This window comes from Psychrobacter sp. PSP (assembly GCF_024085615.1).
Classification (GTDB): Bacteria; Pseudomonadota; Gammaproteobacteria; order Pseudomonadales; family Moraxellaceae; genus Psychrobacter; species Psychrobacter pacificensis.
Map to the genome: position 1 here is coordinate 105299 of NZ_JABLTF010000021.1, position 24670 is coordinate 129968.

Consider the following 24670-nt stretch of genomic DNA (forward strand, 5'->3'; position numbering starts at 1 on the left):
ACTTTTCTTGACTCAGTAGAGTGATATGAACAATCGTTCGTCTCAAACCATTTCTATGCTCATTTGGCGCTCTGTTGGACAGGCCGTAATTTTGGCTCTGCTGGCAGGTTTTGTATTGCCTTTTATTTATGGTTTGGTGCATCATTACCAAGAAAAACATCAGCATGTCCAGCAGTTAGCCTCGTTACTAACAACCAGTGCATCGACGCCAGACGGCGCTGACGTCGTCGCTGAGCAAGTGAATGTTTTATTAGAAAATGAGCCGAGCATTCAGAGTATCGTGTTTTATTCCACATCCCAGCCTATCAACGATATCAGCCAATCACTAGATGACTGGAAAAATGCTTTATTTGCCGATACGGTCAGCTTCAACCATCCTGTCGTTAGTAAGTACGAAGATTTTGTGAGTGTCAGACCCAATAAGCCCACATCTAATCAGCAGTTAGCGACAGATCTGTCTGAGAGTATGAGCGCGTCATCAGTTACGGATGAATCGATCGGTAACACGAATAGGAATAACAGGCTGATTGGCTATATCAACATCACTATGGATGTGAAAGTACTGCGTTTACATTGGTTTCGTAGCATTATTCCGTTATGGCTGACCACGTTACTACTGACTATTATTTCAGGTATATATATTTTTCGAAAGCTGAATTGGCCGGTCAAAGATATCGAAGCATTAAATGGTGTCTGCGGTATTATCATCAAAAACGCAGAGCTAGAGCAGCTACCTATTATTCCGCAGCGCTTTAACTTTCAAGAGCTGACACAAATAAAAAAGGCCTTGGCTATCTTGTTTGATCGACTGCAAGAAGCCAAGCAAGGATATGATACGCTTGCTGCCTTTGAGCAGCAACTACATAACAAAGATGTCTCGCTTGATGTGCAGTTGCATAATTTTCAAAGCATGATTACCCATGAACTAAAAACATCGCTCAATGCTATCGTGGGCGGGCTACAGTTATTGGACTACGAAACCTTAACTAGAGAGCAAAAAGACGCTGTCGAAATTATTAGCAACGGCAGTGATAAACTGGTGCTATCACTGGATCATATTATTCAATTAAATCAGATACAAAAAGGACAAATAAAAATTCATAACAATGAATTTAATCCGCTACAGTTGATATCTGATCTTTTGATAAAGTTTGAACCTATAGCCAATCAACAAGGCTTAGCGTTAACCAGTAATATTCATCATGTAGATTACAGTCTTTATGGCGACTCAGCAAAAATTCAACAAATATTATCCATATTAGTCAGTAATGCCATTAAATTTACTCCTACTGGACAGGTAGTGATCACGTCACAACTGACGCATTTTGATAAAAGTAATCGTTGGAAAATCAGTGTCAAAGATACGGGCATCGGTATTGATAGCAATCATATTGATGATATTTTCAATCCTTTCTTTCAGGTGGATTCGTCACAAACGCGCCAGTATGAAGGCTCAGGTGTGGGCTTGCCTGTGGTTAAGCAATTGGTGCAGCTCATGGGGGCGACCATCGAAGTTGATAGTACCTTGGGATCAGGGACGCAGTTTACGTTGACGTTAGTAATGCCAAACCAACAACAATCTCGCCAGCAGCGGCTCTTAAATGGGCTAACGATTATTTATTATTATGATCAAGAGACGGGTGCGTTATTCAATGAGCTAGAGTATCTGGGCGCTACGGTGATCTGTCACCAGGACGTACAGCAAGTGATGAATGAGATAAGAGCACAGAAGGTCGATATGGTGATGTTCGCTGAGGACGTGCTCGCGGACAAAGCTGAGCTGTTAGCCAAGCTTATTCGCCAACATGAAAACGAAGAAAGCGTGCAACGTGCGTTATTGATATATTGGTACCCCCAACATCAAGCGCGTTATGTCGATAATTTCGAGTATGGTTTAAAAGCAGCTGGCATCGATTACTGTCATAGTACGACTTATGAGCACAAGGCTTTGAGTGACTTGTTAAAACGTTGGCTAGTATGGATCTAAAACACTATAAAAAATACATTTGGCTTTTTAAAATCGCCTAGCCCGTTAGATGTAATTTCCTGATAAAAAGCACAAACAAGCCAGGATTTTTTTACAACAAATAAAAAAGACGCCCAATTTTAAGGCGTCTTTTTTGTTTCTTGAATTGAGTTAGGCTGAAAAAACATACGCTCTAAAATTTTTTAGAACAGGTTTTTTGCCCAGCGTACGATATGTTGCCAAGTACGGCTCAAGAATCCTGATTGTTCGATATCATTGGTGGCAATAATAGGAACAGATGCGACAGCTTTACCATCAATAACGGCCATCATCTTGCCGATTTCTTGACCTTTCTTAATCGGTGCTTCTAGGCTGTCAGGAATATCAACCACGGTCGTGATTTTATTCTTCTGCGTTTTACTGGTTAGGATTTGTAAGTTATCACCTGTTGCCAGTTCTACCTCATCGGCTTCTCCGAACCATACTGGAACTTTGCTAACGAACTGACCAGCAGGTGCTTTGGTCACTGTGGTGAAGTGGCCAAAGCCCCAGTTGAGTAGTTCACGCGACTGATCAGCACGAGCCTGCTGGCTCTTGGTGCCCATGATGACAGAGATGAGGCGCATACCGTCGCGGTTACTCGAAGCGACTAAGCAATAACCTGCCGCATCAGTATGGCCCGTTTTTAGACCATCAACGGTAGGATCGGTTGCGAGTAGGGCGTTGCGGTTGCCCTGAGTGATACCATTATAGGTAAACTCTTTTTCGGAATAAATACTGTAGTAATCACCGCTGTTTTTGACAATAGCGCGAGCAAGTTTGGCCAGATCCAGCGCTGATGCCTCATGCCCTTCAGCAGGCATGCCAGTAGAGTTGACGAAATGAGAGTTTTCCATACCAAGCTTTTGCGCTTGCTCATTCATCAATATTGCAAATGATGCTTCGCTACCCGCGATATGCTCAGCCATGGCTTTTGACGCATCATTACCTGATTGAATGATGATACCGCGTAGCATATCGATGACACTAGCGGTCTTATTGACTGGCACATACATGCAAGACTGACTGCTGCTACCACGGCACCATGCATTTTGGCTCATGAGTACTTGGTCGTCTTCTTTGAGGTCGCCTGATGCTAAGCGCTGTTCGATGATATAACTGGTCATCATTTTCGTCAGAGACGCTGGCGGTAATGACTCATTCGCATTTTTTTGAGCCAAGATCTCACCAGTATTATAGTCCATCAATACATAGGCGGTATTATCCATCTCAGGTGGTTGTATGGCTGCGTTTGCCATCACTGCACTCATTGAGATACTTACACCAACGACCAGCTGTACTAGCTGATTTTTTACACGCTTTACTGTCATATATCATTACACCGCATCATGGAACCAAATGTATCTATCGCTTGTATTCACTGTCAATTTTCATACATTATTTTAAGCAGCATGCCTTAAACATCATGTCTAAAATAATGTATTAATCAAAACAAGAACGACTGTACGATAGACATAAAATTAACGCCTTATCTTAGCAAAATGCCAACCGATGGGGAATCGATAAATGCAAAAAAGTAAGGCATGAATAAAAAGAAAAGCGAGTAGGTATTAAGTGTTTGCTCTTACTAACCTATAGATAGCTTTTGATCAGTATAAATTCAACGACCACAAAAAAGCCTGCTGTACCGCTTGTGGTTTATAAGCGCAATGACAGCAAGCTTTTTTGTTCATTAAACTTAATGGGTAAGTGTAGAGTATTGTTCTTAACGATGATGAGAGTAGAGCTCCAGAAAGAACAAGGCCATGGTTTATTGTCGTTAATTATGACGGGCTTTTCTAGCGCTCAAGACGGCTCTCTACGCTTACACGCTTTTTAGCGATTAATATTCTGCGTTTGCAAGATCTTCGCATAGCGCTTTATTTTCTTGCTTTGAAAAGCCCATTGTCCAGCTACGAATACCTTGCAGTATCTGACGATAGTCTTGCTGCGTTGACAGATATTGAATCGCTGCTTTTGGATCTTCTAACGAAGGCATCAGCTCATGCAATTGCACGGTATAAGACTTATAAAAACGTTGTTTTTGATTGCCGTTCAGCATTGATGGACAGATCTCTGATAGTACCTGCATCACAGCAATTTCATGCTTTGTGATATTAATGCCAGACATATCTAGCGGAATAGTAGTCGCAGGATTGTTTGCAGCATTAGACGCTTGAGACAGCATGGCAACAGACGTTATCAGTCCTGCCAGCCCGATTTTTGAGGCGGTCTTTGCTATCACAGAAGCTATAGATAATATCGATTGATTCTTCATTCAGTATTACACTCGCTTATCTTTATTTGATGGTGATATGTTAATGGGTAAAAAAACAAAAGTCACATAAAATATTGATTTATGTGTAGATATCTTGTGAGCCAAAGGCATTTTACAGCAACATATCAGTAGCATATACCAATGAAGTCACATCAGTATAAACGCATCAGTTTGTATTGTTGTACGGTGTTGCATATTGTAACGCGTTGCCTTATTTCTCTCATTTCGACTCCGTTTGAGGCAAATAATATAACAATAGACAAAAATGCCAGACAGTTTTTGGTCAAAGACTGAGTTCGGGATTATCTATTGTTCAGGTATAATCGCTCGGGCTATCAAGATAATTTAGTTTTAATGTACTGATATCACAAGGCTTTCAAGAGTAATCGCCAAATTTTTTATTTTATATACTAGGGCGTGTTGAACATTCGACCATGGCACTGACAGCGACTATTTTTTAGGCGATTCGATGTTAAAAATAATAAGTTTAGTCACTCTAAGCGCTTATTTTTAACGATGAAGCGGCAAAAAAGAGTCCTGTCCCCTGCTTTTATCGTTGGGGCTGATGCTAAAATTGCCCCATACTGCGTTACAAATCTCGCTAAGGCATCTGCATTATCGTCGCTTTGTGCCTTGTCTGGAACAATTTTAGCGATCAGCAGTGCCTATTTGCGAATGTTCAACACGCCCTAGCCTTTGGTTGCTATTTTTATACGAATAAAGATATGGTACGGTAGCAAAAATTTCTACTAGAAAGACGGTTTGACACAAACATACTGAGCTGACATGAAGATTTTAATTAGTAATGATGATGGGGTGTATGCGCCAGGATTATTGGCACTGTCTCAAGCACTATCGACCATCGGTGAGGTCGTGGTAGTCGCACCAAACGAGGAGCAGAGTGGCTATGCTAGTGCATTGAGTGTATCAAAGCCATTGCATACGCATCAATTGCCATCGGGATTTATAGCGGTTAATGGTTCACCAGCTGATTGCGTTCATTTGGCGCTGCATGAGCTATACCGTGACGTGGATTTTGACTGTGTCATTACAGGTATCAATTCAGGTGCAAACTTAGGACAGGACGTGATGTTTTCTGGTACCTTTGGCGCGGCATTGACCGCGCAGTTATTGGGCATACCTGCTATTGCCACGTCTTTGGTAGGTGGCGGCGTAAAAAATGGTGGACAAGAATCAGCCAGTGATTATCAAGTGGTGGCAAATGAAATTGTCAAATTGCTCACTGATACCTCGATTTTAGAGTTTCTCAAAAGTTTGCCCTATCATGTATTAAACGTTAATATTCCTGATGTGGATAGCAGCAGTGATATCAAAGGGCGAAAGGTTACCTCGTTGGGACACAAGCAGATCGCCCGGCCCGTGCGTCATATGATTGACCCGCGCGGCCGAGATGCGTACTGGCTGTCTCTACGAAAATGTAAAAACAGCAAGCACAAAAATGAGCGACCCTTAGACAGTTCAGCTAAATCAACCAATCAAAAAAATGTTGTATTAACATCGGGCATGACGGATGATCAAGCAGTGGCGGGAGGATACATCAGTTTGTCGCCAGTACGTCTACACCATACCCCAGCGGGGGCATTGGATAAGCTTTTGGCACTAGATTTATAAGTTCGATAGGATATGATTATCAATGACATAGGTGATAGTCACTATATCGCCTGCTGTACGAGTGATATAAATCATCTGCTAGATCGCTAATTGTAGTAACAATATCTGGAGGCTTTTGAGTGATATCAAGCGCTTTTGGATGATAAAACAATAGATAAGCAACACAAAGAACAGGAACCTTGTATGAAAAGAATCATGACCGGATCGCACCTTGCTAAGGCGGCGTTGATTGGCACTATGGCAGTTGCTACCTTGTCTGTAGTCGGCTGTGCAACCAAGCCTACTTATCAATCACCAAACCAAGCAGGTCCTAAGATTATTACCAACGCACAAGGCGTCCCTAACTACCATCGCGTACAGCGTGGCGATACGGTCAGCCAAATTGCGGCGCGCTATCGTCTTAACTATCGTCAGATTGGCGCACTAAATAATCTGGACAGTAAATATACGATTTATAGTGGGCAATGGCTCAAACTATGGCAGGGCGGTGCAGCGACCACAGCGAGTAACAACAGCTATAGCAGACCAGCACAGTCGCAACCAACTTATACCCCACCTGTAACCCAGTCTCGAACGCCAGCATACGAGGCAACGGCCAATTCGACCTCTGGTTATGATTATCCTACTCGCAATCCAGTGACGCGTAACATTGATCCAGCGGCGGGCAATATGGGCATGTGGTTTGCTGGTAATGTCGGTGATCCAGTACTTGCTAGCCAATCAGGAACGGTGCTTTACTCAGGCAACGGTCTACCAGAATATGGCAACTTGATTATGATCCGCCATAGTGATGATTACATCACGGCCTACGCACACAATAGCCAATTGCTGGTAAAAGAAGGGGATATGGTACAGCGTGGCCAGCGTATCGCGACGATGGGTAGCAGTGGTCAGACCAATCAAGTGGGGCTGGAGTTCCAAGTTCGCTTAAATGGCAATCCGATTGATCCACGTACGGTACTTGGGCGTTAGTATTGAGCCATGTCGCTGATGGCTGGGCGGCTTTGGTCCATTTTATTTATTTATGTTTGAGATTTTTTATGAGATTAAAAAAACAATACTTCACTCTTATGCCGGCATTAGTGATGGTCGGGTGTACAAGTCAGCAAGCCATGCAAAAAAAGCCTGTGCGTCAAGGTGGCGTTGAGATTACTCAAACCCAAACCGTGCAGGTCAAGCCAACACCAGCGCCAGTTATTAAGCCGCAGCCCGCCCCAAAGCCAAGCTATAGCAGTTTTTCTGATTGGAAGTCAGACTTTTCTATGCGTGCAATATCTTCAGGCTATGATGCGGGAGTCATTCGCCGATTACTCGATTCCGCTTATCTGAATCAGCAAGTGATCTCATTGGATTCAGGACAGCCTGAGTTTTCTAAGATGCCATGGGAGTATGTGGACTCCGCTGTCTCTAGTGGGCGTGTGAGCGTAGGTAAGCGCAAGTTTGCAGAGCAGCGTGCGTTTTTGTCTCAATTAGAGTCGCAGTATGGCGTTGATGCAGAGGTGATCGCAGCGATATGGGGTATGGAGTCGTCATATGGCGCGGTCACAGGTAACAGTGATTTGCCAAGTTCGCTTGCCAGTCTCGCCTACGATGGTCGTCGTCAAGAATTTGCAGAAGCTCAGCTATTATCCTTAGCGACGCTACTCCAGCGTGGCGACGTATCATGGTCGCAATTAGATGGTTCTTGGGCAGGCGGCATGGGACAAACGCAGTTTATTCCTGAGACTTGGCTCAAGCAAGGCGTTGATGGTGATGGCAACGGTCACCGTAACCCTTGGGCCACAGGTGATGCACTCGCCTCTACTGCCAACTATCTGAGCAACTCAGGCTGGGTGCGCGGTCTAGCACCTTTTTATGAGGCGACTGTACCTGCTTCGTTTGATTATTCACTGATGGGGAGTAAGCAACCTGCAGCCAGATGGGCGGCGATGGGTGTCGATACGATAGATGACGTCTATTTAGATGCCAATACTCAGATGGAGCTTTGGTTGCCAGCGGGTAAAGATGGTCCCGTATTGCTGCTAAGCCCAAACTTTGATGTTATCAAGGTTTACAATAACTCGTCGAGTTATGCGCTAGGGGTGAGCCTATTGGGCAAAACGATTGATGGACAAAGTGGTCTGCGAAAATCATGGCCCCGCTATGAGCGTCCGTTATCAACCACGCAAGTGACCAACTTACAGCGCCGTCTGACGAGCATGGGTTACGATACCAAAGGGGCTGATGGTATCGTGGGCACCAACACGCGCATGGCATTTCAGCGCTGGCAAGCAGATAATGGGCAAACGCCAGATGGGTTTATCACTCAAAATAGCGCCTCTTCATTGGCTGGCTGGTGAGGTAAGCTGACGGTATTTATACACCGTATGAAGGTCACGATTCATAAACGCTTTTAGCTATTATAAATCAGTCATTAATCATCAATTAAGCATGTTACCTTGCTCTACAAAAAGCACCTTGCCAAGGTGCTTTTTTTGCCTCAGGCTATGTCTGATTTTGCTGAAATTTATTGAATGGATAAATATTGTGATAATCATCAAATATTTGAGTTGGCTTGATCTCGCAATCTTCAAAACTTATCAGAACAAGGTTAATACAACAAAATCGACACTGTGAATGATAGACTCTAAGGACAGCTTTTAATAATAAAGATTCAATCACAAATAATGAGAACGATCAAAAGAGCATACCTTTATGATTACTATGGAAGAATTACAAGCGGCAATAAAGCTGCGTATCAATGATTATAATGATATGGATTTTCCGCTGCACAAAAGAGCCGTCAATATCTGTGATCTATTAGACAGCCGTAACCACATACTCGCGCAAGATATTGCATCACCTTTTGATGTGCCAAGACAGAATCTATCTGCTATGGATGGTTATGCCATTGCAAAAGGAAGTGAGCTGTCAGAAGGCAAGACGATTGAAATCATTGGTGAGTCTCAAGCAGGCAGTGCCTATGCTGGTGAGACAAAAGCAGGGCAGGGTGTGCGTATTTTTACTGGCGCGGTCGTCCCTGACTGTTGTGATACAATCATCATGCAAGAAAATACCAACTTTGCTGATATCAAAGCGACCATTGATAAGACTCAGCCGTACAGCATCACTCTCACGCAAACGGCCGAAACCAACGATAATATCCGTGCGCAAGGCGAAGAGGTTGAGTCTGGCGAAGCTGTGCTAAAGATAGGAAAACGAATTAATCCCGCCGATATCAGCTTGCTGGCAAATTTAGGCATCAGCGAAGTGAGCGTGTTTCAACCACTCGTCGTCGGTGTGCTCGCGACAGGCGATGAGCTCGTCGCTATTGGCGATGAGCTGGAACATCTAGCCCAAATATATAATTCAAACACCCCAACGCTCAAAAGCTTACTGTCTGGTTTACCTATAATCATTCGTGACTATGGCATCATTCCTGATGATTTGGATAAGACGACAGCTGCGGTCAACGAAGCCATGCAAGACTGTGATGTGCTCATATCGACAGCAGGCGTCTCAGTCGGCGATTATGATTTTCTGACGAGGGTGATCGAAACGCTTGGGCAAATCAACCACTATAAAGTGGCGATGAAACCTGGTAAGCCTTTCGTATTTGGCGAGTTAAATAAAAATCTCGATAAGCCCGTATTGTATTTTGGTCTACCGGGTAATCCGCTCTCCACAGTTGTGGGCGCGCTACAGTTTGTGATACCCGCATTATGGCAAATGTCAGGTGCGAGTGTGTCCGAGCAGCCGATGCCGCTAACGATCAACGCTAAACTCACAAATGACATCAAAAAGTTCCCTGGCCGCAAAGACTTTCAGCGCGGCGTATTGTCACAAGATAAGGCGGGTCATTACCAAGTTGAATGCTTTTCAAGTCAACAATCACACAGAATAAAACAGCTGAGCCGCGCCAATTGCTTTATTGTATTAGACAAAGACAGTGGCAACGTAGTATCTGGTGGTGAGGTTACCGTACAGCCGTTTCCTTGGTTGCATCGCTAATTCACCGTTTGCCAATCTGCTATAAAATGATGGAACTAAATTAAAAAGCAATCTAGCAATGGGATGCTAAACACGAATAATAAAGTAACGCTTATGGCAAGCAATACTGATGGCAGTAATATATGAATGACAACAATATCAAAATAGACAGCCCAAAACTGTATTCTCCTGCGTCAGCACCTGTGCTGTCTGACAGCTATATACCGTCTAATTTAGTGATGCCGATTGATCAGGCAACCCAAATCCATCAGCCCTTAACGGATGGGTTTGCACGGCGTCTGACATATCTGCGTCTATCTATTACGGATTTTTGTAATTTTCGCTGTGAGTACTGCTTGCCAAATGGTTATCAGGGCAAACGTCCTGACGATGAGTTGAGCGTTTCTGAAATTGCGACATTGGTGCACGGCTTTGCCCAAGTAGGTACCAAAAAAGTGAGAATTACAGGCGGTGAGCCATCTATTCGCCGTGATGTTGTCGAGATTATCGAAACGATCAAGCAAACGGACGGTATTGAAACAGTAGCGATGACCAGCAATGCTTATAAGTTGGGTAAACACTTAGCCAGCTGGCAAGCGGCTGGACTTGATCAGCTCAATATCAGTATGGACAGTTTTGATGCGGCCACTTTTCACAAAATGACAGGTTTTGATACTTTACCGCAGATACTGGCAGATATGGATACCTTGCTAGAAACGACGGATATCAAACTTAAAATAAATAGCGTCTTGATGGCAGAGACTGCCTTTGAAAACCTGATCGCCGCGATCGACTACGTCAAAGACAGGCAAGTAACGTATCGTTTTATTGAGTTTATGCAGACCAGTGACAATAGCGACTTGTTTTTTGCCCAACATGCTCAGTCTGATATCATCACGGATTATTTGTTAGACCATGGTTGGCAGCCACACGAGCGTGGCAGTGCCGATGGTCCAGCGGTCGAGTACAGTCACCCTGATTATGTCGGCCGTGTTGGTATGATTGCCCCTTATGCGGCGCACTTTTGTGATACTTGTAACCGCTTGCGAGTCAGTAGTCAGGGCAAGGTGCATCTGTGCTTATTTGACCAAGGTAATTACGATATTCGTCCATACTTACAACAAAACGATATCCAAGGACTGGTAAACACTTTACATAGCTTTATGCCGATTAAGCCTGAGCATCATCATCTGCATGACTCGAACAGTGGTATCATGCACAATCTCTCGATAATCGGTGGTTAAGGCATTCTGAGTCTCTAATTCTGATGATAACTGATGCTGTTTTTGCTATCGCTTTTCCGACATAAGCTTTTTTTAATACATTTATAAAATTATATCTATAAAGGATCTTTTATGAGTAAGCCTGCTGCACCGTTTACCCCTCTTAATATTGCGGTATTGACTGTTTCTGATAGCCGTACGCTGGCAGAAGACACGTCAGGTCAATATCTAGCCGATAGCTTGACCGAGGCTGGACATCATTTGGCAGACCGTCAGCTGATCACTGATGATATCTATCAGATTAGAGCGGTCATTAGTGGCTGGATTGCCAGTCCAGACGTGCACGCGGTCATCACAACAGGTGGTACAGGGTTCTTTATTAGAGATAGCATGCCAGAAGCTGTCAGCGTACTATTTGATAAGTCGATTGATGGTTTTGGTGAGATGTTCCGTTTGATCTCAAAAGACGAGATTGGTATGTCTACGGTGCAGTCGCGGGCAGTGGCTGGTATGGCCAATGGTACCGGTATCTTTTGTCTACCAGGTTCATCGGGCGCGTGCCGTACAGGGTGGGAAAATATCCTAAAAGAGCAGTTTGATAGCCGTACTCGTCCGTGTAACTTTGTGCCGCATTTTTTGGCACAAAACCCCAGTCATGACTGATTTATAAATAATTGATGATAAATAATTAGGGCGTGTTGAACATTCGACCATGGCACTGACAGCGACTATTTTTTAGGCGATTCGATGTTAAAAATAATAAGTTTAGTCATTCTATCATTCTAAGCGCTTATTTTTAACGATGAAGCGGCAAAAAAGAGTCCTGTCCCTGCGGGCTAATGCTAAAATTGCCCCATACTGCGTTACCAATCTCGCTAAGGCATCTGCATTATCATCGCTTTGTGCCTTGTCTGGAACAATTTTAGCGATCAGCAGTGCCTATTTGCGAATGTTCAACACGCCCTAAGCCATAACGGCTATTTAACCAAAAATGACAGGCAATGGCATAATGATGGGTTGCTCAAATAGTTCGGACAACTTGGTAGGTATAGTTATTTTAGCTGGCGGAGCATCCAAACGTATGGGAACACCAAAGGCGACGCTCACTCTGCCGACAGGTGAGCAGCTGCTAAATTATCATGTTCGTCATGCCAGCGAGTTGCAAGTTCCTATTTTGATTGCGGATAATGGGCTAGGCTTTTATGTTGATTCAGATGCTACTTTGGACAAACCCAGTTCGCCCGTTATGCCTATTGCTGACTACGTTTCTGATTTTGACGCGGATAATAATGAGCAGATTCGTACAGGCGGTGCGTTGGTTGCTATCGAATCAGCATTGCAAACATTGACTGGCTCGAATAATCTGTTTACAACTAACAATCAGCGTGCATCGTGGCTACTGGTGATGAGTTGTGACAGCTTAATATCCGCCACTGATCTATGGCAGAAATTGCAACAAGCGATTAATACAGCGGCTAATAAGCGCGTCATTTGCTTAAAAGATGCCAGTCATTTATATCCGTTACTAGGGCTGTATCATTTAGCTATTGAACCCGATTTGAAAGCTTATATTGATAGTGGTCAGCGCCGAGTCATGCCCTTTATTCAGCCGATGGTAAAAACCGTGCCATTTACTCAGGACTGGCAGCATTTGACCAATTTTAATACGCCTCAAGAGTTTGAACAGGCGTGTGCCGCGCTACCAACATAATAAAAATACTAATAAAGAGATTACTAAGAAAAGGCGATATCAATGAGTAACAGCGTTCAGACAAATCATCAATCTGCTTTATCACACTTAGATGGTAATGGTGACATCACGATGGTTGATGTCAGTGGCAAGACCGCAACGACGCGAGAAGCGAACGCGACTGGGCAAGTTCGTTTTCCGAGCGAGATTTATGCGCAGATCAAAGCGGCTGATGGGATGACCAAAAAAGGCAGCATTACGCAAACGGCACATATTGCCGGTATTATGGCTGCCAAACGCACGCATGATATGATACCGCTTTGTCATCCGCTGCCACTAGATAAGATCGGCCTCACCTTTGTGTATAATGATGCGCTGAGCAGTATCACCGTCAGCGCTGTAGTCAAAGTCACGCACAAAACAGGGGTTGAGATGGAAGCGCTAACCGCCGTGAGCGTTGCCTGCTTGACCATCTATGATATGACTAAAGCACTATCACATGACATCGTTATAAATGATATTCACCTGATTAAAAAAACAGGTGGCAAGTCAGACTATACTCATGCTTAGTGTGATAAAAAACCTAATCAATGACTAAAGATATATTGGATATCAAGCAAGGACGCTTGCAAAAAAAGGAGAAGTTTATGAGTGTTATTGAGACAAAAGCTGATATCGAATCAACGATGGATATCAATGTCATGTATTTCGCCAGTTTGGCAGATGAGGCTAACTGTCAGCAAGAGACTGTCAAACTACCCCAAGACACCTCATTGACTGAACTATATGAACAGCTTAGCCAAAAGCATCGTTTTAGCCGTCCGCAAGCAGAGCTACGGGTGGCAGTCAATGATTACTTCGCCAAATGGACAGATCAAATCAATGACGGCGATAGCGTAGTATTTATCACGCCAGTCGCTGGTGGTTAGGTATATATTTATAAGCGGCTATAGCGCCACAATTAGTGTAAATAGAGAAAAAAATGACAGATAATATCCATAACCATTCAATGACCATCAAACGTAGTACCGATGAAGCCTATCTTATTGCTGAGCGCGACGGTTTTGCGTTACTCGATATTGCAATTGACGAAAATAAGCTCAAAAGTACGTTAGACAATGACAGCTGCGGTGCGTTTGTTTGCTTTGAAGGGCGAGTGCGCAACCATAATAATGCCACGAGCGTTGATCGTCTTACGTATTACGGTTATGAAGACTTAGCAATCAACCAAGGCCGCGCCATTATAGAAGAAGCCAAAAAGCGCTTTGAGATCACTCACGCTATTGCCATACACCGCATCGGAGCGTTAGAGATTGGTGATGTGGCGGTGTGGGTGGGGGTAGTGTCAGCGCATCGCTATCCAGCATTTGATGCGTGTCGCTGGATACTAGATACTATCAAAGCCGACATTCCTGTGTGGAAGCAAGAATATTACGAAGATGCTTCATCTAAATGGCTCAGCAACAATGGGTAGGTCACTAGCTGCTATTAGTACCTCTGCGTGTTTGCTACTGGCATTAAATGCTTGTACAGCAGATAACAGTACGAATGCAGAATGGGCGACTGCTACAACTGAGCACCAAACACTACGTATCGCTGCGGCAGCCAACTTATCTGATGTCCTACCTAATATCATTGATAGCTATCAAACAGATAGCAATATGTCGAATCAAGGTAACTTAGATATCGAAGTCACTTACGCGTCTTCTGGCAAGCTATATGCTCAAATCAAGGCAGGAGCCCCTTATGATATATTCTTGTCTGCCAATCAAGAGTTTCCGGCAAAGCTGTCTGATGACAAGCGTGATAAATCTGTACAACCGTTTACCTATACTAGAGGTCAGCTTGCACTCTATAGTGTCACAAAACCTTTGAATGATTTTACGCCAGCATCGCTTCTTGACGCGTTTACAAGTGCTAGTTTCACAGATGATAGCAAGATTTCTATTGCCAATCCTGAACTTGCTCCTTATGGTGCATCTGCAAAAGCTTATCTACAATCACAAAAGCTATATGACAAATTAAGCGCTCAGAAGAATCTGATACAGGCAGAAAATATTGGTCAAGTATTTCAGTACGCCCATACAGGTAGCGTGGATTATGGGTTTGTGGCGCAGTCTCAACTCGTTGCGATAAAAGCCAAACCTGAGCAGTTTATTACTGTGCCAAAAGCATCCTATCCAGCCATCTTACAAGATGGTATCGTTATCAATAATACAGTCCTAGCAGCGGCGTTTACTGATTACTTGCGCTCGGATGCAGGACAACAGCACTTCGCGCAAGCAGGCTACCTGCCCATTCAGTAATCCGTTAGCCTAGACACGCTACCTATAAAACGAGCCGTGACATTATATGATCGACCAGTCTCTTATGTCAGATATGCTCAGTCCATTTTGGGTAAGTATTAAGCTCGCTTCTATCACGACCTTGTGCTTACTGTTGTTTGCAACTCCTATGGCTTATTGGCTTGCCAAGCCAAGTCAAAAGAAGGCAGTTGGGCGTTTCAAAATTCTGCTCATGGGCATCATTGCCATGCCTCTGGTGCTCCCGCCTACGGTTATTGGCTTTTATTTATTATTACTGCTAAGTCCAAGTATGGGTATCGGTCAATGGCTGATTGAGCACAATATTAGTCCGCTTATTTTTACCTTTGAAGGTCTAGTGGTTGGGTCTATTATTTACTCACTGCCTTTTTATATACAGCCAGTGTATGCACAGTTTTTGCGTATTCCGCAAAGTGTCACAGAAGTCGCGCATCTGTTAGAACCCAGTCGCCTGCGCCGCTTCGTCAAGGTAGCCTTACCGCAAGCGCGCGTGGGTATTATTTTGGGTAGTTTGATAAGTTTTGCTCATACCATTGGTGAGTTTGGTGTGGTGTTAATGATAGGGGGGAGTATCTCAGGTGAGACCAAGGTAGTGTCGATTGCGATATATGAGCAAGTTGAAGCGCTCAACTATGAGGCAGCGCATATGATGTCTGGTATTTTGATTATCATGGGCGTAGTAATGGTGGCGTTGATTGCTAGTGTGAGTCGCATGAGTCAGCGTCCATAGTACTAAAATACCTGCACGTCCGTTGAATGATTATAACTATTGCGAATACAAAATAGATGCTTATTGAGAGGTAGTTATATTAGAAAGAACATAGACAAAAAACACAAACACAAAAAAACCCCAAACAATGTAATGTTTGAGGCGAAACTTGCTTAGACTTTACAGTCTAAATTCGTTTTAAATATGGCGCAGCGGACGGGACTCGAACCCGCGACCCCCGGCGTGACAGGCTAGACCCACCATATTTCATTAAATTACTTTAATCTATGTCAACCTGTAAAGACTTATGTAGCAAGGGCTATAGAGATTATTATGTTAAGACGTTTAGCATACTTTAATACATTTTATACTGATTAATAAGCTTGTTTTGGTCACCTAATAAGTATAAATATTATACTTACATCAAGGTAAATTAAGTATAGTATTTATACTTATATTTAAGAGTTTTTCTCAATACTCTATCCTTGATGTAATTATCCTGTAAATACCCCATTCTTAACACAACATCATCGTAGAATTGTTAAGCCACCTGCCTGTACTCAGCAGGTGTCATATCATTAAGTGAATCATGGGGTCTTTCGTTGTTATAAACCTTGATCCAGTCTGCTTCTGCTTCTTTTAAAATGGATACTATTTGGGTCTCAGTCATTCGTTTGCTCATATCAAAACTCCTTATGGGTATTTTATAAGAAATTCTACGTTTGAGCTGTGTTATTTTAGGGGATAGTTACAGTATGGTATTTGCTTAAATATAATATTTTCACTCTTGAGGCGAGCGTCTCCCATTCGGCTCGTCTCACCATAGATGACTTTTTTACCGTTTTTGGGGTCTTCAGGATGAGGAGGTAATATAGCTAACACTTTTGATGTGAGTACGTTACCACCGTTAGGACGCCTATCACCTAAAATACCATTATAAAGTAGGTAATAAGCGACACCATTATGCACGCCAAGTAGCGGTGATTTGGTAGACTGCTGGAGCGATTGCCGAGTATCGCCATACCAGATGTGCGCGGCGAGCGCATCAAAGCTAATACCTTCTTTTAGCGAACCGTTTTCATTAAAGATCACATCACCTAAGCGGTAAAATTTAAAGCCGCTACCACCTGCCCAGTTGACGTCTTCTGAGATACCGCCTTGCTCACCATCAACTACTTTTTTTAGTCTGTACACACATTGGTTTTCTGCGTGCTCTCCAAGTTCTACACCTATAAACTTACGATTCATTTTCAAAGCTACAGCAGCGCTCGTTCCAGACCCTAAAAACGAATCTAACACTAGATCTCCTTCTTTTGTAGCTAGATGAAGAATTCTTTGTATTAGTCTCTCTGGCTTAGGTGTAATAAATAGCTCATCTTCTAGACCTTCAAAGACGGCTCTAACTTCATTTTTAGACTCAGCATTATGACCTGCTTCATCATAGAACCAAATAGTAGATGGTACTACACCTCCTTCAATTTCTGATAAGAAGCGTTTTTGTGCTGGAACATTATCGCCTTTCTTTCCCCACCAAATTCTATTATCTTTTTCCAAAGCTTTAAATGACTCTTCAGAAATACGCCAATAAGATCCTTTTGGTGGGCCATCGATAACTCTTCCAGAAGGAGACTTAACCTCATATAGACCTTTACTATAAAAATTTCTAGCTTGGATTGGCGTAGCTTTCCAAGGACCTCTAGGATCGTTATCATAATTTTTATAAGCTTTATTCTGTTTTTCAGTTCTTGGTAAAGAGTTAATAAGCCATCGATCTTTAGATTTTGCATACACGAGGCAATGATCATGCATTTCGGAAAAATATTTTGCTGAGTTTTTGATTGTGTATACTTTCTGCCAAATACAATTCGATATAAAGTTTTTGCGTCCAAATATTTCATCTAAAATAACTTTGGCATAATGTGCTTCATTATCATCAAGCGTAATCCAAATAGAACCATCTTCAGATAGTAGCTGATGCAATAGCTCTAAGCGTGGGTACATCATCGACAGCCATTTGCTGTGCTCGAGATTGTCGTCATAGTGTTCAAAGGCACTTTTAGTGTTGTAAGGCGGGTCAATAAAGATGCACTTCACCTTCCCTGAATGCGTCGGAATGAGCGCCTTTAATGCATCGAGGTTATCGCCTTGAATGAGCATATTGTCAGTATCTGACTCGCCATACGATAATTCTGGCACTAGCTCTAGCAAACGATACGGACAGTCACGCGCTGTGGTCAACGCTTGCTCTTTATTTAACCAGTTCAATATAGGCATATCGCCTTACTTCCTCTTTTTTTGTCAGCCATTAAAGGCTTATTTAGTGCTTGATATCCTGAGTGGTAATTTATCATATAACGCGATAGCTCTCACCGGGTATCGACTAGTAATGCAATATCTTAAGCTTTTGCTTTGGTAGAGCTACTTTAAGCTATTGTTGGATTTTTTTCAGCGTTGATTTGGATGGATGCGACATTATTTGTCGTATGCAAATGTTCTGTACCTATCAATGTTGGTAGAGACTTGATATATTCTATAACTATTAAAACTTAACAATTATTGAGAGGTGTAATATGGCAGATTTGCAGAAACAGTTCTTAGAATTCCATAATGCTATTAAATTAGGCACTTATGAAGAAAACGACTTTTTACGTGAAAAACGCGACCTAATCATCGATAAGCTTAAGAGTAAATTGGCAGAAAGAAAAGACGATGGCTATCCTCAGTATGAAAGAAGCTTCAACCAAGGAAGCTACGCTTTAAATACAGGTATTAAACCTGTCAGAACTGGTGATTACGATATTGATGTTGGTGTATTACTGGACTGCCATAAAGAAGACTATAAACCGGTCGAATTAAAAGAGTTAGTCGCAGATTGTATCAAACACAATAATCGGACTGTAGAAGTGAGTCGTTCATGTGTGACAGTGACATATATGAAGGATGGCAAACCAGATTATCATGTTGATTTGCCAATATATGCAAAGTCTAGCAACGTATACGATGATACATACTATCTAGCTAAAGGTAGAAAAAGTTTAGCTGAAGATAAGCGAGTTTGGCAGGCAGCGGATCCTGAAGGTATCAATTCAATAATCAATGGCTTATACAAAGGTAATGACAACTATGAAAATAACGGGGCTGATCAACGCAAACAGTTTCGTAGATGCGTACGCTACTTAAAAAGATGGCGTAACCATAAATACGTGGGGGTTCATAGCATTGGATTGACTATGGCAGCGTATCATTGGTTAAAGCCCGAAGTAGATGTTAAAAATGATGGAGAGGTCTTATTGAATTTAGTCAACTCTATACTTAGTAATTTTGACTGGTGTGATCGTCTTTCTATTGATCTACCGGTAGTTCCCCATGGAGACTTACTTAAGTCTGTCAGTGATGAGGATATGGCTATTATTAAGGAGCGTCTTGAGACACTAAGAGATAATTTACAGTCAGCTATCGATGAGCCAGATGCGCATGAAGCCAGTAAGATATTGAGGAAAAGTTTTGGTGATGACTTTCCAGAGGTTAATAAAAGCGATAAAGCTAAAAAGAGTATCGAAGCGCCATACGTCAGCACTGGTTCATCAGCGTAGGGAATGTCATGACAATTAGCGATGGCGTACAGCAAAGCTTTGAACAACACATTCAGTCTCTTAATGGCAAGAATATTGAGAGTGAGGATAGAAAAGATGGTTTTATAGCCATAGGCTTTGATTTAAATATTCATGGACAGACAATCCCTTTATCAGTCAAATATATTGATCAAAAGCGCTGGCTATTGCTGCCTACCGTATCAGTTACTCAATGCAACTTACCAGCATTAGATCATGTAGGTAATAACGGCTTGATATGTGTTAAAGATCATCAAGGTGAAATGTTTGATAGCGCTGACTTATTTGGTCTTTTTAAATACACTGTAGATGCGGCTATAGACATTCTTACGAACTCTCTTAAGTCATATCAAGCTGGTAACAGGATTGCTCTATACGAAGAAATTGATGGTTATAACCAGACAATCGTGTCAGATGCACCAGTTATCGTTGCGACACACAATCCAAATCAATCTGACAGTTTATATGCGTGGTGTATTAATTGCTCGAGACAACGTAATACACCTCAGTTTTATCACATTAAATACTTAGTAGATGGTGCTAGTCAACATCCACCTAGCTCTAGCCCTTATACTGCTATAAAAGTAACTAAGATATCCTTACCTCGTATCGAGGATTTTGTTATTCCTAATCTTTTCACATCCTTTGATGAACACTGGTGGGAACAACAAACCTTAAACTTCAGTACCCAACAGTTAGACAGCTTAAACAAGAAAAGTAAGTTTAAAATCGTTCTCTTAGAGATACCTACGCCTAAAATGCATACTTACTTGGTCATCTCCTATTATCAGGATATGGCTTCGAATAAGTATCGTAATTTCAAGGTTCAAACTTTACAGCGTGGCTGGCGTGAGTACTTACTTAATCGTACTGGGATTGAGTCTCAATTATCAAATAAAAAAACCGTTGTGATAGCTGGCTGCGGTTCAGTTGGTTCAAGAGTTGCAGAAATGCTGGCTGAGTCAGACGTCGATAAACTAATACTTATCGATAATGATGATATGAAAACTGACAATATTATGCGGCATTACCTTGGAGTACAAGATGTCAACCAGTCTAAAGTTGGCGCTCTTAAAAATCGTCTCCAGCAAAACATACCTGAGTTAGAGATAGTAGCTTACAAGACTAATATCTTAAACTGGCTCATTAGTCAAAACAGTGAACAGCTATCTGAAATTCATTCTATAGTGTTAGCTACAGGTCACCCACCAACAGAACTCGAAGTGTGCCGACGCTTATATACATATGATACCAGTGTTCATGTTGCATCTGGTTGGCTAGAAGCTTACGGATTGGGTGGTCATGTTTTAGGATTCAAAAGTAATAAGGATGCCTGTTTGAAGTGTCTTTACTATGATGGTGATGGCAATCCTTCAAATTATATAAAGACCAGTTTGTTTAGTAATCCTTCTGGCATAGTTTTATCAAAAAATATTACTGGATGTGCTGGAGCGTTCACAGCATATGGTTCAGTCCACGCTATGAAAACAGCAGTGATTATAGCTGAGTTCGTGATTGAACTTAAAACTGGATTACAATCGTGGTGCGCTACCAATAAATTACCGATTGACTATGGCTTAGAAGCTACTAAGCACCATGAGGCAGCTCTACAAAACGGTGGTTATTATTCACAGCCATTAAGCTATATCAAAGTTGCAGGTTGCTCATGTTGCAGTACCTAAATAATCGCATCGTGTGGAAAGAAAATGATAAAGCATATGAGGGCGTAATAGCTGAGTCTGTCATAGGCATTTGGTTCGACTTTAGACAATTACAAGCCAAATCTAAGGAAGCTGGCGGTATATTATTAGGTAGATATTATCCAGATAGTCATACGATATTGGTAGACGACTTAACGACGCCCATGTTTAGAGATAAGCGTACTCGCACTACTTTCTTTCGTTCCAAATCTCACGATACAGCTCTGAAAAAATATTGGAAAGACACTAAAGGTTTTGGTGGTCTTCTAGGGCTATGGCATACACATCCTGAGCCAAAACCTAATCCATCTAATACCGACTTAAATGATTTAGCCAGTCAATTCACTAGCTCTAAATACCTATCAGAACGTATTTTTTATGTCATCGTTGGTACGAGTCATATTGGCTTTTGGATTGCCTACTCTCAAACCTCTAGAATATTTTTAGGCTATTTACCTTTTTGTGATGAGGACGATTAAAAAATGACTACGAATAACCTATCTGCAGTAACTCAGACTGTGCATGATCAATCCTTAAATAAAACTATATTTACCGACCTTGAGTCGGCCAAACAATATTTCGACCATCTCAAAGGTATAGGACTACAATGGGATCATGTTGGCTTCCTTTCAGACGCAAGCCACCATAACTTACTGACATTGTTGTTCAGTAATGGTGAGTTGATTGATGTTTTTAGATTTTCTCTGATAGATGACCATAATTACTTATTCATTCAATACCTAAGTGAAAATTTTGAAATAAAAACGGATTATAAAATCTCGGAAGTTGAAGTTTTTGAAGCTAAGAGTATGAAGCAGAAAAATGATGTTATGTCTTTATGGTCTAATTGTCTGCAAAGCTCATACCCTGTAACTAACGAGTCGTTAAAAGATTTTGTAAATGATCTAATTTTGAAAATTAATGATGGTGGTAGAGGGGAAAATTTTGATGTCTATCTTAAGCGTAAAGTTATGGATGATAGTCATGGACGATGTATGTTCAGAGGGTGTGGACAACGCTTAGATGTTGATGGTTTAACTGGTTATGAGGGTAACTACGGTTATTTGGCTCATAATATTGCGTCCTCTACTAAGGGCCCTAGAGGAGCACTATATCTATCACGTTTATTATCCAATGATGCTAGTAATATTTTGCTGCTGTGTGATATACATCATCGCTTAGTAGATAGGATTGCAAGCTCATATTATCCAGCACCATTATTAACTAAAATGCGTGAAGAACACGTCTGCTTATGCAACAAGTTACTTGATGCTCTAAATTATACGCCAGTTGATATTTTCTTTATTCCTTGGGGCGTAAACAGTCAACATGTAGAAAAGCCCAGTTCGGTGGCAATATCAAAGTCCCTAAGTGTGTTTGAACATAGAGCATCAGACCATATTATTAGTGTGAATTCTGGTGCAAGTGAGTCAATGGATACTGATAATAGTTTTGAAGAGAATGCTTCAAGGAATATCGAGAAATGTGTTAATAAAATTCATGATCGAACTGAAGGATCTGGTGCTGCAGTATTCGTCTTAGGTCCGACTTTTGCTTTAATAGGTTTTGGTGCGAAGTTTGGTAATAAGTCTAAATTAATGCCAATGCTGCGTTACAGAGATGCTAGTAGTTGGATGTGGCCTGGGGTGCAGCCTAGAGAAGATGCATTTATTATTGACGAGCCAGAGATTGACTCAGGGCAATCTGAGGTTATTGTTAGCGTCAAACTAACCGCAGATGCTGCAATGATTGATGCAACAATTGAGCATCTTAATCAACAGGTCCAAGACAAGCTTCCAGTAATAAATATATATCCTCCTAAAACTTATGGGTACGGTAATGGCGCAATAGCACATCCACTTGAAGGTGAAAAACTAGCTAATAGGCTTAAGGAAATTTTCACTAACTTAAATCAGAAGCATGGTATTAAAAAAATACATCTATTGGTTTGTGCCTCAAATGCGGCCTGTGTATATATTGGCCAAGCTGTAGATAGATTTCAGCCTGAATTTATAGTCTACGACTATGGAACCGAGATGATGGAGCCCAAACTTAGAATATACAATGATGAGAATACTACGGTCGTTGAAGGTATGCCATAGATTGCTATACGTATATTTGATCTAATATAACCTGAAAGCAATAATACTTTCTTATGGCTATCAGGTTGTATTAAAAGATTACGCTAATGAAGTTAATTCACTTCATCACTACTAGCTAAAGTTAAATGCCTATCTATGACTTCCAGCACATCGTCTGATTTAAAATACTTACAAACTCTCTCATAGCCAATAGCTTGACCATCTCTACGATCTCTATATACCGTATTGATAATGTCATCTTTTGAGTACTCATTAGCGTTATCCAACATATAAGAGACCAGTTCAGCTTCATTAATCTCACAAGCTAATAAAAATGGAGTGTACCCATCGATGCCATGCCAGTCATATCTAGCGCTAGGATTTGCACCTCGATCAATTAGTAGCTTTGCTATTTTTCGCATTTCGCTCAAATCGAATATCTCGTAGTTTGCCTGAATTTTCTCTTGCTTAGATTAACACACCAAGTGCAACGCTAATTAATATTATAGAACGCCTGCATAGGCGTTTTAAACCCTAATCGTTTTCTTGGTCTGTTGTTTAGTTTGTTCTCAATGTCCTGTATTTCATTATCAGAGACTTGTCTAAAGTCACAACCCTTAGGCAAGTACTCTCTGATAAGGCCATTGGTATTCTCGTTGGTTCCTCGCTGCCATGACGCATAAGCATCGGCAAAGAAGAAAGGGCTAAAGAGCTTTTGTTTCACCTTCTTATGCTGAGCAAACTCTTTACCATTGTCAGAGGTAATGGTCTTAACCTGCAACCTCACTGGCGCTAAGAGTTCTATCATTGCCTCTGATACTTGCTGTGCTGTTTTATGACCCACACGCTTCATCTTCAGCAGCCCCGTTTTACGTTCAACGAGCGTGACAATCGCTTGCTTGTGATGCTGACCGATAACGGTATCCGCTTCCCAATCTCCAATACGTGAGCGTTCTTCAACAATACAAGGGCGCTCATGAATCGAGACTCTGTCATTGATACGGCCTCGAGTCTCAGCGGTTAGACGCTGCCGGTATGGTTTTCCTTTACGTCTGAGACACTGCCACAATGTACCGCCCTGCCTCTTATCACGCCAAATATAGCGATAAATGCTCATATGACTGATACCAGCATGAACGCCAGATATTTGCTCAGGACTCCAGTTCTCTTTAAGCTTGTCTGTCACCCATGCCCAGAGGTCAGTCACAATAGTTGTGGCGTTGTTAGCCCGTCTGTCACAAGCCTTGTTATTAGCATGCTTTGCTCGGTAACCTCGTAGGCTTTTATTACGCCTAAGCTCTCTTGATATGGTACTGGGACTTCTGTTTAACACCCTCGCTATAAAATTAATACTATGTTTTGCCCCTTTAAGGGCATAAATCTGGTATCGTTCACCTAGGCTTAGATGTGTATAGCTCATGGTTGCAATCTCACTTTGGTCGGTGGAT

Annotated in this window: 23 protein-coding genes; 17 read left to right on the forward strand and 6 right to left on the reverse strand. The window is 41.9% G+C overall.

The window, feature by feature from the left end; translation table 11 throughout:
* Nucleotides 1-25 precede the first annotated feature (25 nt).
* Complete coding sequence (locus tag HL061_RS12265) at nucleotides 26-1987, forward strand: ATP-binding protein (protein ID WP_252962880.1); 1962 nt, start codon at nucleotides 26-28, stop codon at nucleotides 1985-1987.
* Nucleotides 1988-2169: 182 nt separating this feature from the next.
* On the opposite strand, the gene HL061_RS12270 is transcribed toward HL061_RS12265, so the two are convergent.
* Both HL061_RS12270 and HL061_RS12275 read right to left on the reverse strand, forming a co-directional pair.
* Nucleotides 2170-3336, reverse strand: coding sequence for a D-alanyl-D-alanine carboxypeptidase family protein (locus tag HL061_RS12270; RefSeq protein ID WP_252962881.1), 1167 nt, complete (start codon nucleotides 3334-3336; stop codon nucleotides 2170-2172).
* A 512-nt stretch (nucleotides 3337-3848) separates the two neighbouring features.
* Entirely contained in the window at nucleotides 3849-4283 is a 435-nt protein-coding gene (locus tag HL061_RS12275; protein ID WP_058025084.1) for a hypothetical protein, read from the reverse strand.
* Between the two features lie 786 nt (nucleotides 4284-5069).
* Between HL061_RS12275 and surE the strand changes: the two genes are divergently transcribed.
* The 12 genes from surE to modB all read left to right on the forward strand — a co-directional run bounded on the left by surE (nucleotide 5070) and on the right by modB (nucleotide 15851).
* Nucleotides 5070-5915 carry a 5'/3'-nucleotidase SurE gene (gene surE / locus HL061_RS12280; protein ID WP_252962882.1) on the forward strand — a complete coding sequence of 282 codons (846 nt, stop codon included), beginning with the start codon at nucleotides 5070-5072 and terminating at the stop codon, nucleotides 5913-5915.
* 183 nt (nucleotides 5916-6098) lie between these two features.
* On the forward strand, nucleotides 6099-6887 hold the full coding sequence (locus HL061_RS12285; RefSeq protein ID WP_252962883.1) for a peptidoglycan DD-metalloendopeptidase family protein: 789 nt from the start codon (nucleotides 6099-6101) through the stop codon (nucleotides 6885-6887).
* Nucleotides 6888-6955: 68 nt separating this feature from the next.
* Nucleotides 6956-8254: a lytic murein transglycosylase gene (locus tag HL061_RS12290; protein ID WP_240365299.1), complete on the forward strand. Its 1299-nt coding sequence runs from the start codon at nucleotides 6956-6958 to the stop codon at nucleotides 8252-8254.
* 355 nt (nucleotides 8255-8609) lie between these two features.
* Nucleotides 8610-9905: a gephyrin-like molybdotransferase Glp gene (gene glp, locus HL061_RS12295; RefSeq protein ID WP_252962884.1), complete on the forward strand. Its 1296-nt coding sequence runs from the start codon at nucleotides 8610-8612 to the stop codon at nucleotides 9903-9905.
* 122 nt (nucleotides 9906-10027) lie between these two features.
* On the forward strand, nucleotides 10028-11128 hold the full coding sequence (moaA, locus tag HL061_RS12300; RefSeq protein WP_071003389.1) for a GTP 3',8-cyclase MoaA: 1101 nt from the start codon (nucleotides 10028-10030) through the stop codon (nucleotides 11126-11128).
* A gap of 111 nt (nucleotides 11129-11239) precedes the next feature.
* Complete coding sequence (gene moaB, locus HL061_RS12305) at nucleotides 11240-11770, forward strand: molybdenum cofactor biosynthesis protein B (protein WP_212563746.1); 531 nt, start codon at nucleotides 11240-11242, stop codon at nucleotides 11768-11770.
* Nucleotides 11771-12119: 349 nt separating this feature from the next.
* The gene (locus HL061_RS12310; RefSeq protein ID WP_290127472.1) at nucleotides 12120-12818 is read left to right on the forward strand and encodes a molybdenum cofactor guanylyltransferase; all 699 of its coding nucleotides are present in this window, start codon (nucleotides 12120-12122) and stop codon (nucleotides 12816-12818) included.
* A 42-nt stretch (nucleotides 12819-12860) separates the two neighbouring features.
* On the forward strand, nucleotides 12861-13367 hold the full coding sequence (gene moaC, locus HL061_RS12315) for a cyclic pyranopterin monophosphate synthase MoaC (RefSeq protein ID WP_071003395.1): 507 nt from the start codon (nucleotides 12861-12863) through the stop codon (nucleotides 13365-13367).
* Between the two features lie 77 nt (nucleotides 13368-13444).
* Nucleotides 13445-13726 carry a MoaD/ThiS family protein gene (locus HL061_RS12320; protein WP_071003397.1) on the forward strand — a complete coding sequence of 94 codons (282 nt, stop codon included), beginning with the start codon at nucleotides 13445-13447 and terminating at the stop codon, nucleotides 13724-13726.
* A gap of 53 nt (nucleotides 13727-13779) precedes the next feature.
* A complete protein-coding gene (locus tag HL061_RS12325) occupies nucleotides 13780-14271 on the forward strand; it encodes a molybdenum cofactor biosynthesis protein MoaE (RefSeq protein ID WP_071003399.1) in 492 nt (163 codons plus the stop codon).
* Nucleotides 14264-15103 (forward strand): molybdate ABC transporter substrate-binding protein, encoded by an 840-nt coding sequence (gene modA, locus HL061_RS12330; protein WP_071003400.1) that lies wholly within the window; start codon nucleotides 14264-14266, stop codon nucleotides 15101-15103. The genes HL061_RS12325 and modA overlap by 8 nt, the downstream gene beginning before the upstream one ends.
* A gap of 46 nt (nucleotides 15104-15149) precedes the next feature.
* Nucleotides 15150-15851: a molybdate ABC transporter permease subunit gene (gene modB / locus HL061_RS12335; protein WP_071003402.1), complete on the forward strand. Its 702-nt coding sequence runs from the start codon at nucleotides 15150-15152 to the stop codon at nucleotides 15849-15851.
* Nucleotides 15852-16371: 520 nt separating this feature from the next.
* Here modB and HL061_RS12340 read toward each other — a convergent pair.
* Both HL061_RS12340 and HL061_RS12345 read right to left on the reverse strand, forming a co-directional pair.
* Complete coding sequence (locus HL061_RS12340; RefSeq protein ID WP_252962885.1) at nucleotides 16372-16512, reverse strand: integrase core domain-containing protein; 141 nt, start codon at nucleotides 16510-16512, stop codon at nucleotides 16372-16374.
* 50 nt (nucleotides 16513-16562) lie between these two features.
* Entirely contained in the window at nucleotides 16563-18104 is a 1542-nt protein-coding gene (locus HL061_RS12345; protein WP_071003404.1) for a site-specific DNA-methyltransferase, read from the reverse strand.
* Between the two features lie 296 nt (nucleotides 18105-18400).
* Here HL061_RS12345 and HL061_RS12350 point away from each other — a divergent pair, with 296 nt between their 5' ends.
* The 4 genes from HL061_RS12350 to HL061_RS12365 are packed head-to-tail and all read left to right on the forward strand — an operon-like array spanning nucleotide 18401 to nucleotide 23243.
* Nucleotides 18401-19423 carry a nucleotidyltransferase gene (locus HL061_RS12350; RefSeq protein WP_252962886.1) on the forward strand — a complete coding sequence of 341 codons (1023 nt, stop codon included), beginning with the start codon at nucleotides 18401-18403 and terminating at the stop codon, nucleotides 19421-19423.
* Between the two features lie 8 nt (nucleotides 19424-19431).
* Nucleotides 19432-21123, forward strand: coding sequence for a ThiF family adenylyltransferase (locus tag HL061_RS12355; protein WP_252962887.1), 1692 nt, complete (start codon nucleotides 19432-19434; stop codon nucleotides 21121-21123).
* Nucleotides 21108-21620, forward strand: coding sequence for a Mov34/MPN/PAD-1 family protein (locus HL061_RS12360; protein ID WP_240365290.1), 513 nt, complete (start codon nucleotides 21108-21110; stop codon nucleotides 21618-21620). The genes HL061_RS12355 and HL061_RS12360 overlap by 16 nt, the downstream gene beginning before the upstream one ends.
* Before the next feature lie 3 nt (nucleotides 21621-21623).
* A complete protein-coding gene (locus tag HL061_RS12365; RefSeq protein ID WP_240365289.1) occupies nucleotides 21624-23243 on the forward strand; it encodes an SAVED domain-containing protein in 1620 nt (539 codons plus the stop codon).
* Nucleotides 23244-23335: 92 nt separating this feature from the next.
* Here HL061_RS12365 and HL061_RS12370 read toward each other — a convergent pair whose 3' ends face one another.
* Both HL061_RS12370 and HL061_RS12375 read right to left on the reverse strand, forming a co-directional pair.
* Entirely contained in the window at nucleotides 23336-23653 is a 318-nt protein-coding gene (locus HL061_RS12370) for an ankyrin repeat domain-containing protein (RefSeq protein ID WP_240365288.1), read from the reverse strand.
* A gap of 62 nt (nucleotides 23654-23715) precedes the next feature.
* Nucleotides 23716-24642, reverse strand: coding sequence for an IS30 family transposase (locus HL061_RS12375; protein ID WP_025643743.1), 927 nt, complete (start codon nucleotides 24640-24642; stop codon nucleotides 23716-23718).
* Between the last annotated feature and the right edge of the window lie 28 nt (nucleotides 24643-24670).

Excerpts from the sequence above, each read along its gene's own strand:
- HL061_RS12285 (WP_252962883.1), top strand. The coding sequence starts at position 6,099 with ATGAAAAGAATCATGACCGGATCGCACCTTGCTAAGGCGGCGTTGATT.
- modB (WP_071003402.1), top strand. The coding sequence starts at position 15,150 with ATGATCGACCAGTCTCTTATGTCAGATATGCTCAGTCCATTTTGGGTA.
- moaB (WP_212563746.1), top strand. The coding sequence starts at position 11,240 with ATGAGTAAGCCTGCTGCACCGTTTACCCCTCTTAATATTGCGGTATTG.
- HL061_RS12310 (WP_290127472.1), top strand. The coding sequence starts at position 12,120 with ATGGGTTGCTCAAATAGTTCGGACAACTTGGTAGGTATAGTTATTTTA.
- glp (WP_252962884.1), top strand. The coding sequence starts at position 8,610 with ATGATTACTATGGAAGAATTACAAGCGGCAATAAAGCTGCGTATCAAT.
- HL061_RS12275 (WP_058025084.1), bottom strand. The coding sequence starts at position 4,283 with ATGAAGAATCAATCGATATTATCTATAGCTTCTGTGATAGCAAAGACC.
- HL061_RS12270 (WP_252962881.1), bottom strand. The coding sequence starts at position 3,336 with ATGACAGTAAAGCGTGTAAAAAATCAGCTAGTACAGCTGGTCGTTGGT.
- surE (WP_252962882.1), top strand. The coding sequence starts at position 5,070 with ATGAAGATTTTAATTAGTAATGATGATGGGGTGTATGCGCCAGGATTA.
- HL061_RS12350 (WP_252962886.1), top strand. The coding sequence starts at position 18,401 with ATGGCAGATTTGCAGAAACAGTTCTTAGAATTCCATAATGCTATTAAA.
- HL061_RS12290 (WP_240365299.1), top strand. The coding sequence starts at position 6,956 with ATGAGATTAAAAAAACAATACTTCACTCTTATGCCGGCATTAGTGATG.
- HL061_RS12320 (WP_071003397.1), top strand. The coding sequence starts at position 13,445 with ATGAGTGTTATTGAGACAAAAGCTGATATCGAATCAACGATGGATATC.
- HL061_RS12355 (WP_252962887.1), top strand. The coding sequence starts at position 19,432 with ATGACAATTAGCGATGGCGTACAGCAAAGCTTTGAACAACACATTCAG.
- HL061_RS12265 (WP_252962880.1), top strand. The coding sequence starts at position 26 with ATGAACAATCGTTCGTCTCAAACCATTTCTATGCTCATTTGGCGCTCT.
- modA (WP_071003400.1), top strand. The coding sequence starts at position 14,264 with ATGGGTAGGTCACTAGCTGCTATTAGTACCTCTGCGTGTTTGCTACTG.
- moaA (WP_071003389.1), top strand. The coding sequence starts at position 10,028 with ATGAATGACAACAATATCAAAATAGACAGCCCAAAACTGTATTCTCCT.
- HL061_RS12365 (WP_240365289.1), top strand. The coding sequence starts at position 21,624 with ATGACTACGAATAACCTATCTGCAGTAACTCAGACTGTGCATGATCAA.
- HL061_RS12345 (WP_071003404.1), bottom strand. The coding sequence starts at position 18,104 with ATGCCTATATTGAACTGGTTAAATAAAGAGCAAGCGTTGACCACAGCG.
- HL061_RS12375 (WP_025643743.1), bottom strand. The coding sequence starts at position 24,642 with ATGAGCTATACACATCTAAGCCTAGGTGAACGATACCAGATTTATGCC.
- moaC (WP_071003395.1), top strand. The coding sequence starts at position 12,861 with ATGAGTAACAGCGTTCAGACAAATCATCAATCTGCTTTATCACACTTA.
- HL061_RS12360 (WP_240365290.1), top strand. The coding sequence starts at position 21,108 with ATGTTGCAGTACCTAAATAATCGCATCGTGTGGAAAGAAAATGATAAA.
- HL061_RS12325 (WP_071003399.1), top strand. The coding sequence starts at position 13,780 with ATGACAGATAATATCCATAACCATTCAATGACCATCAAACGTAGTACC.
- HL061_RS12340 (WP_252962885.1), bottom strand. The coding sequence starts at position 16,512 with ATGAGCAAACGAATGACTGAGACCCAAATAGTATCCATTTTAAAAGAA.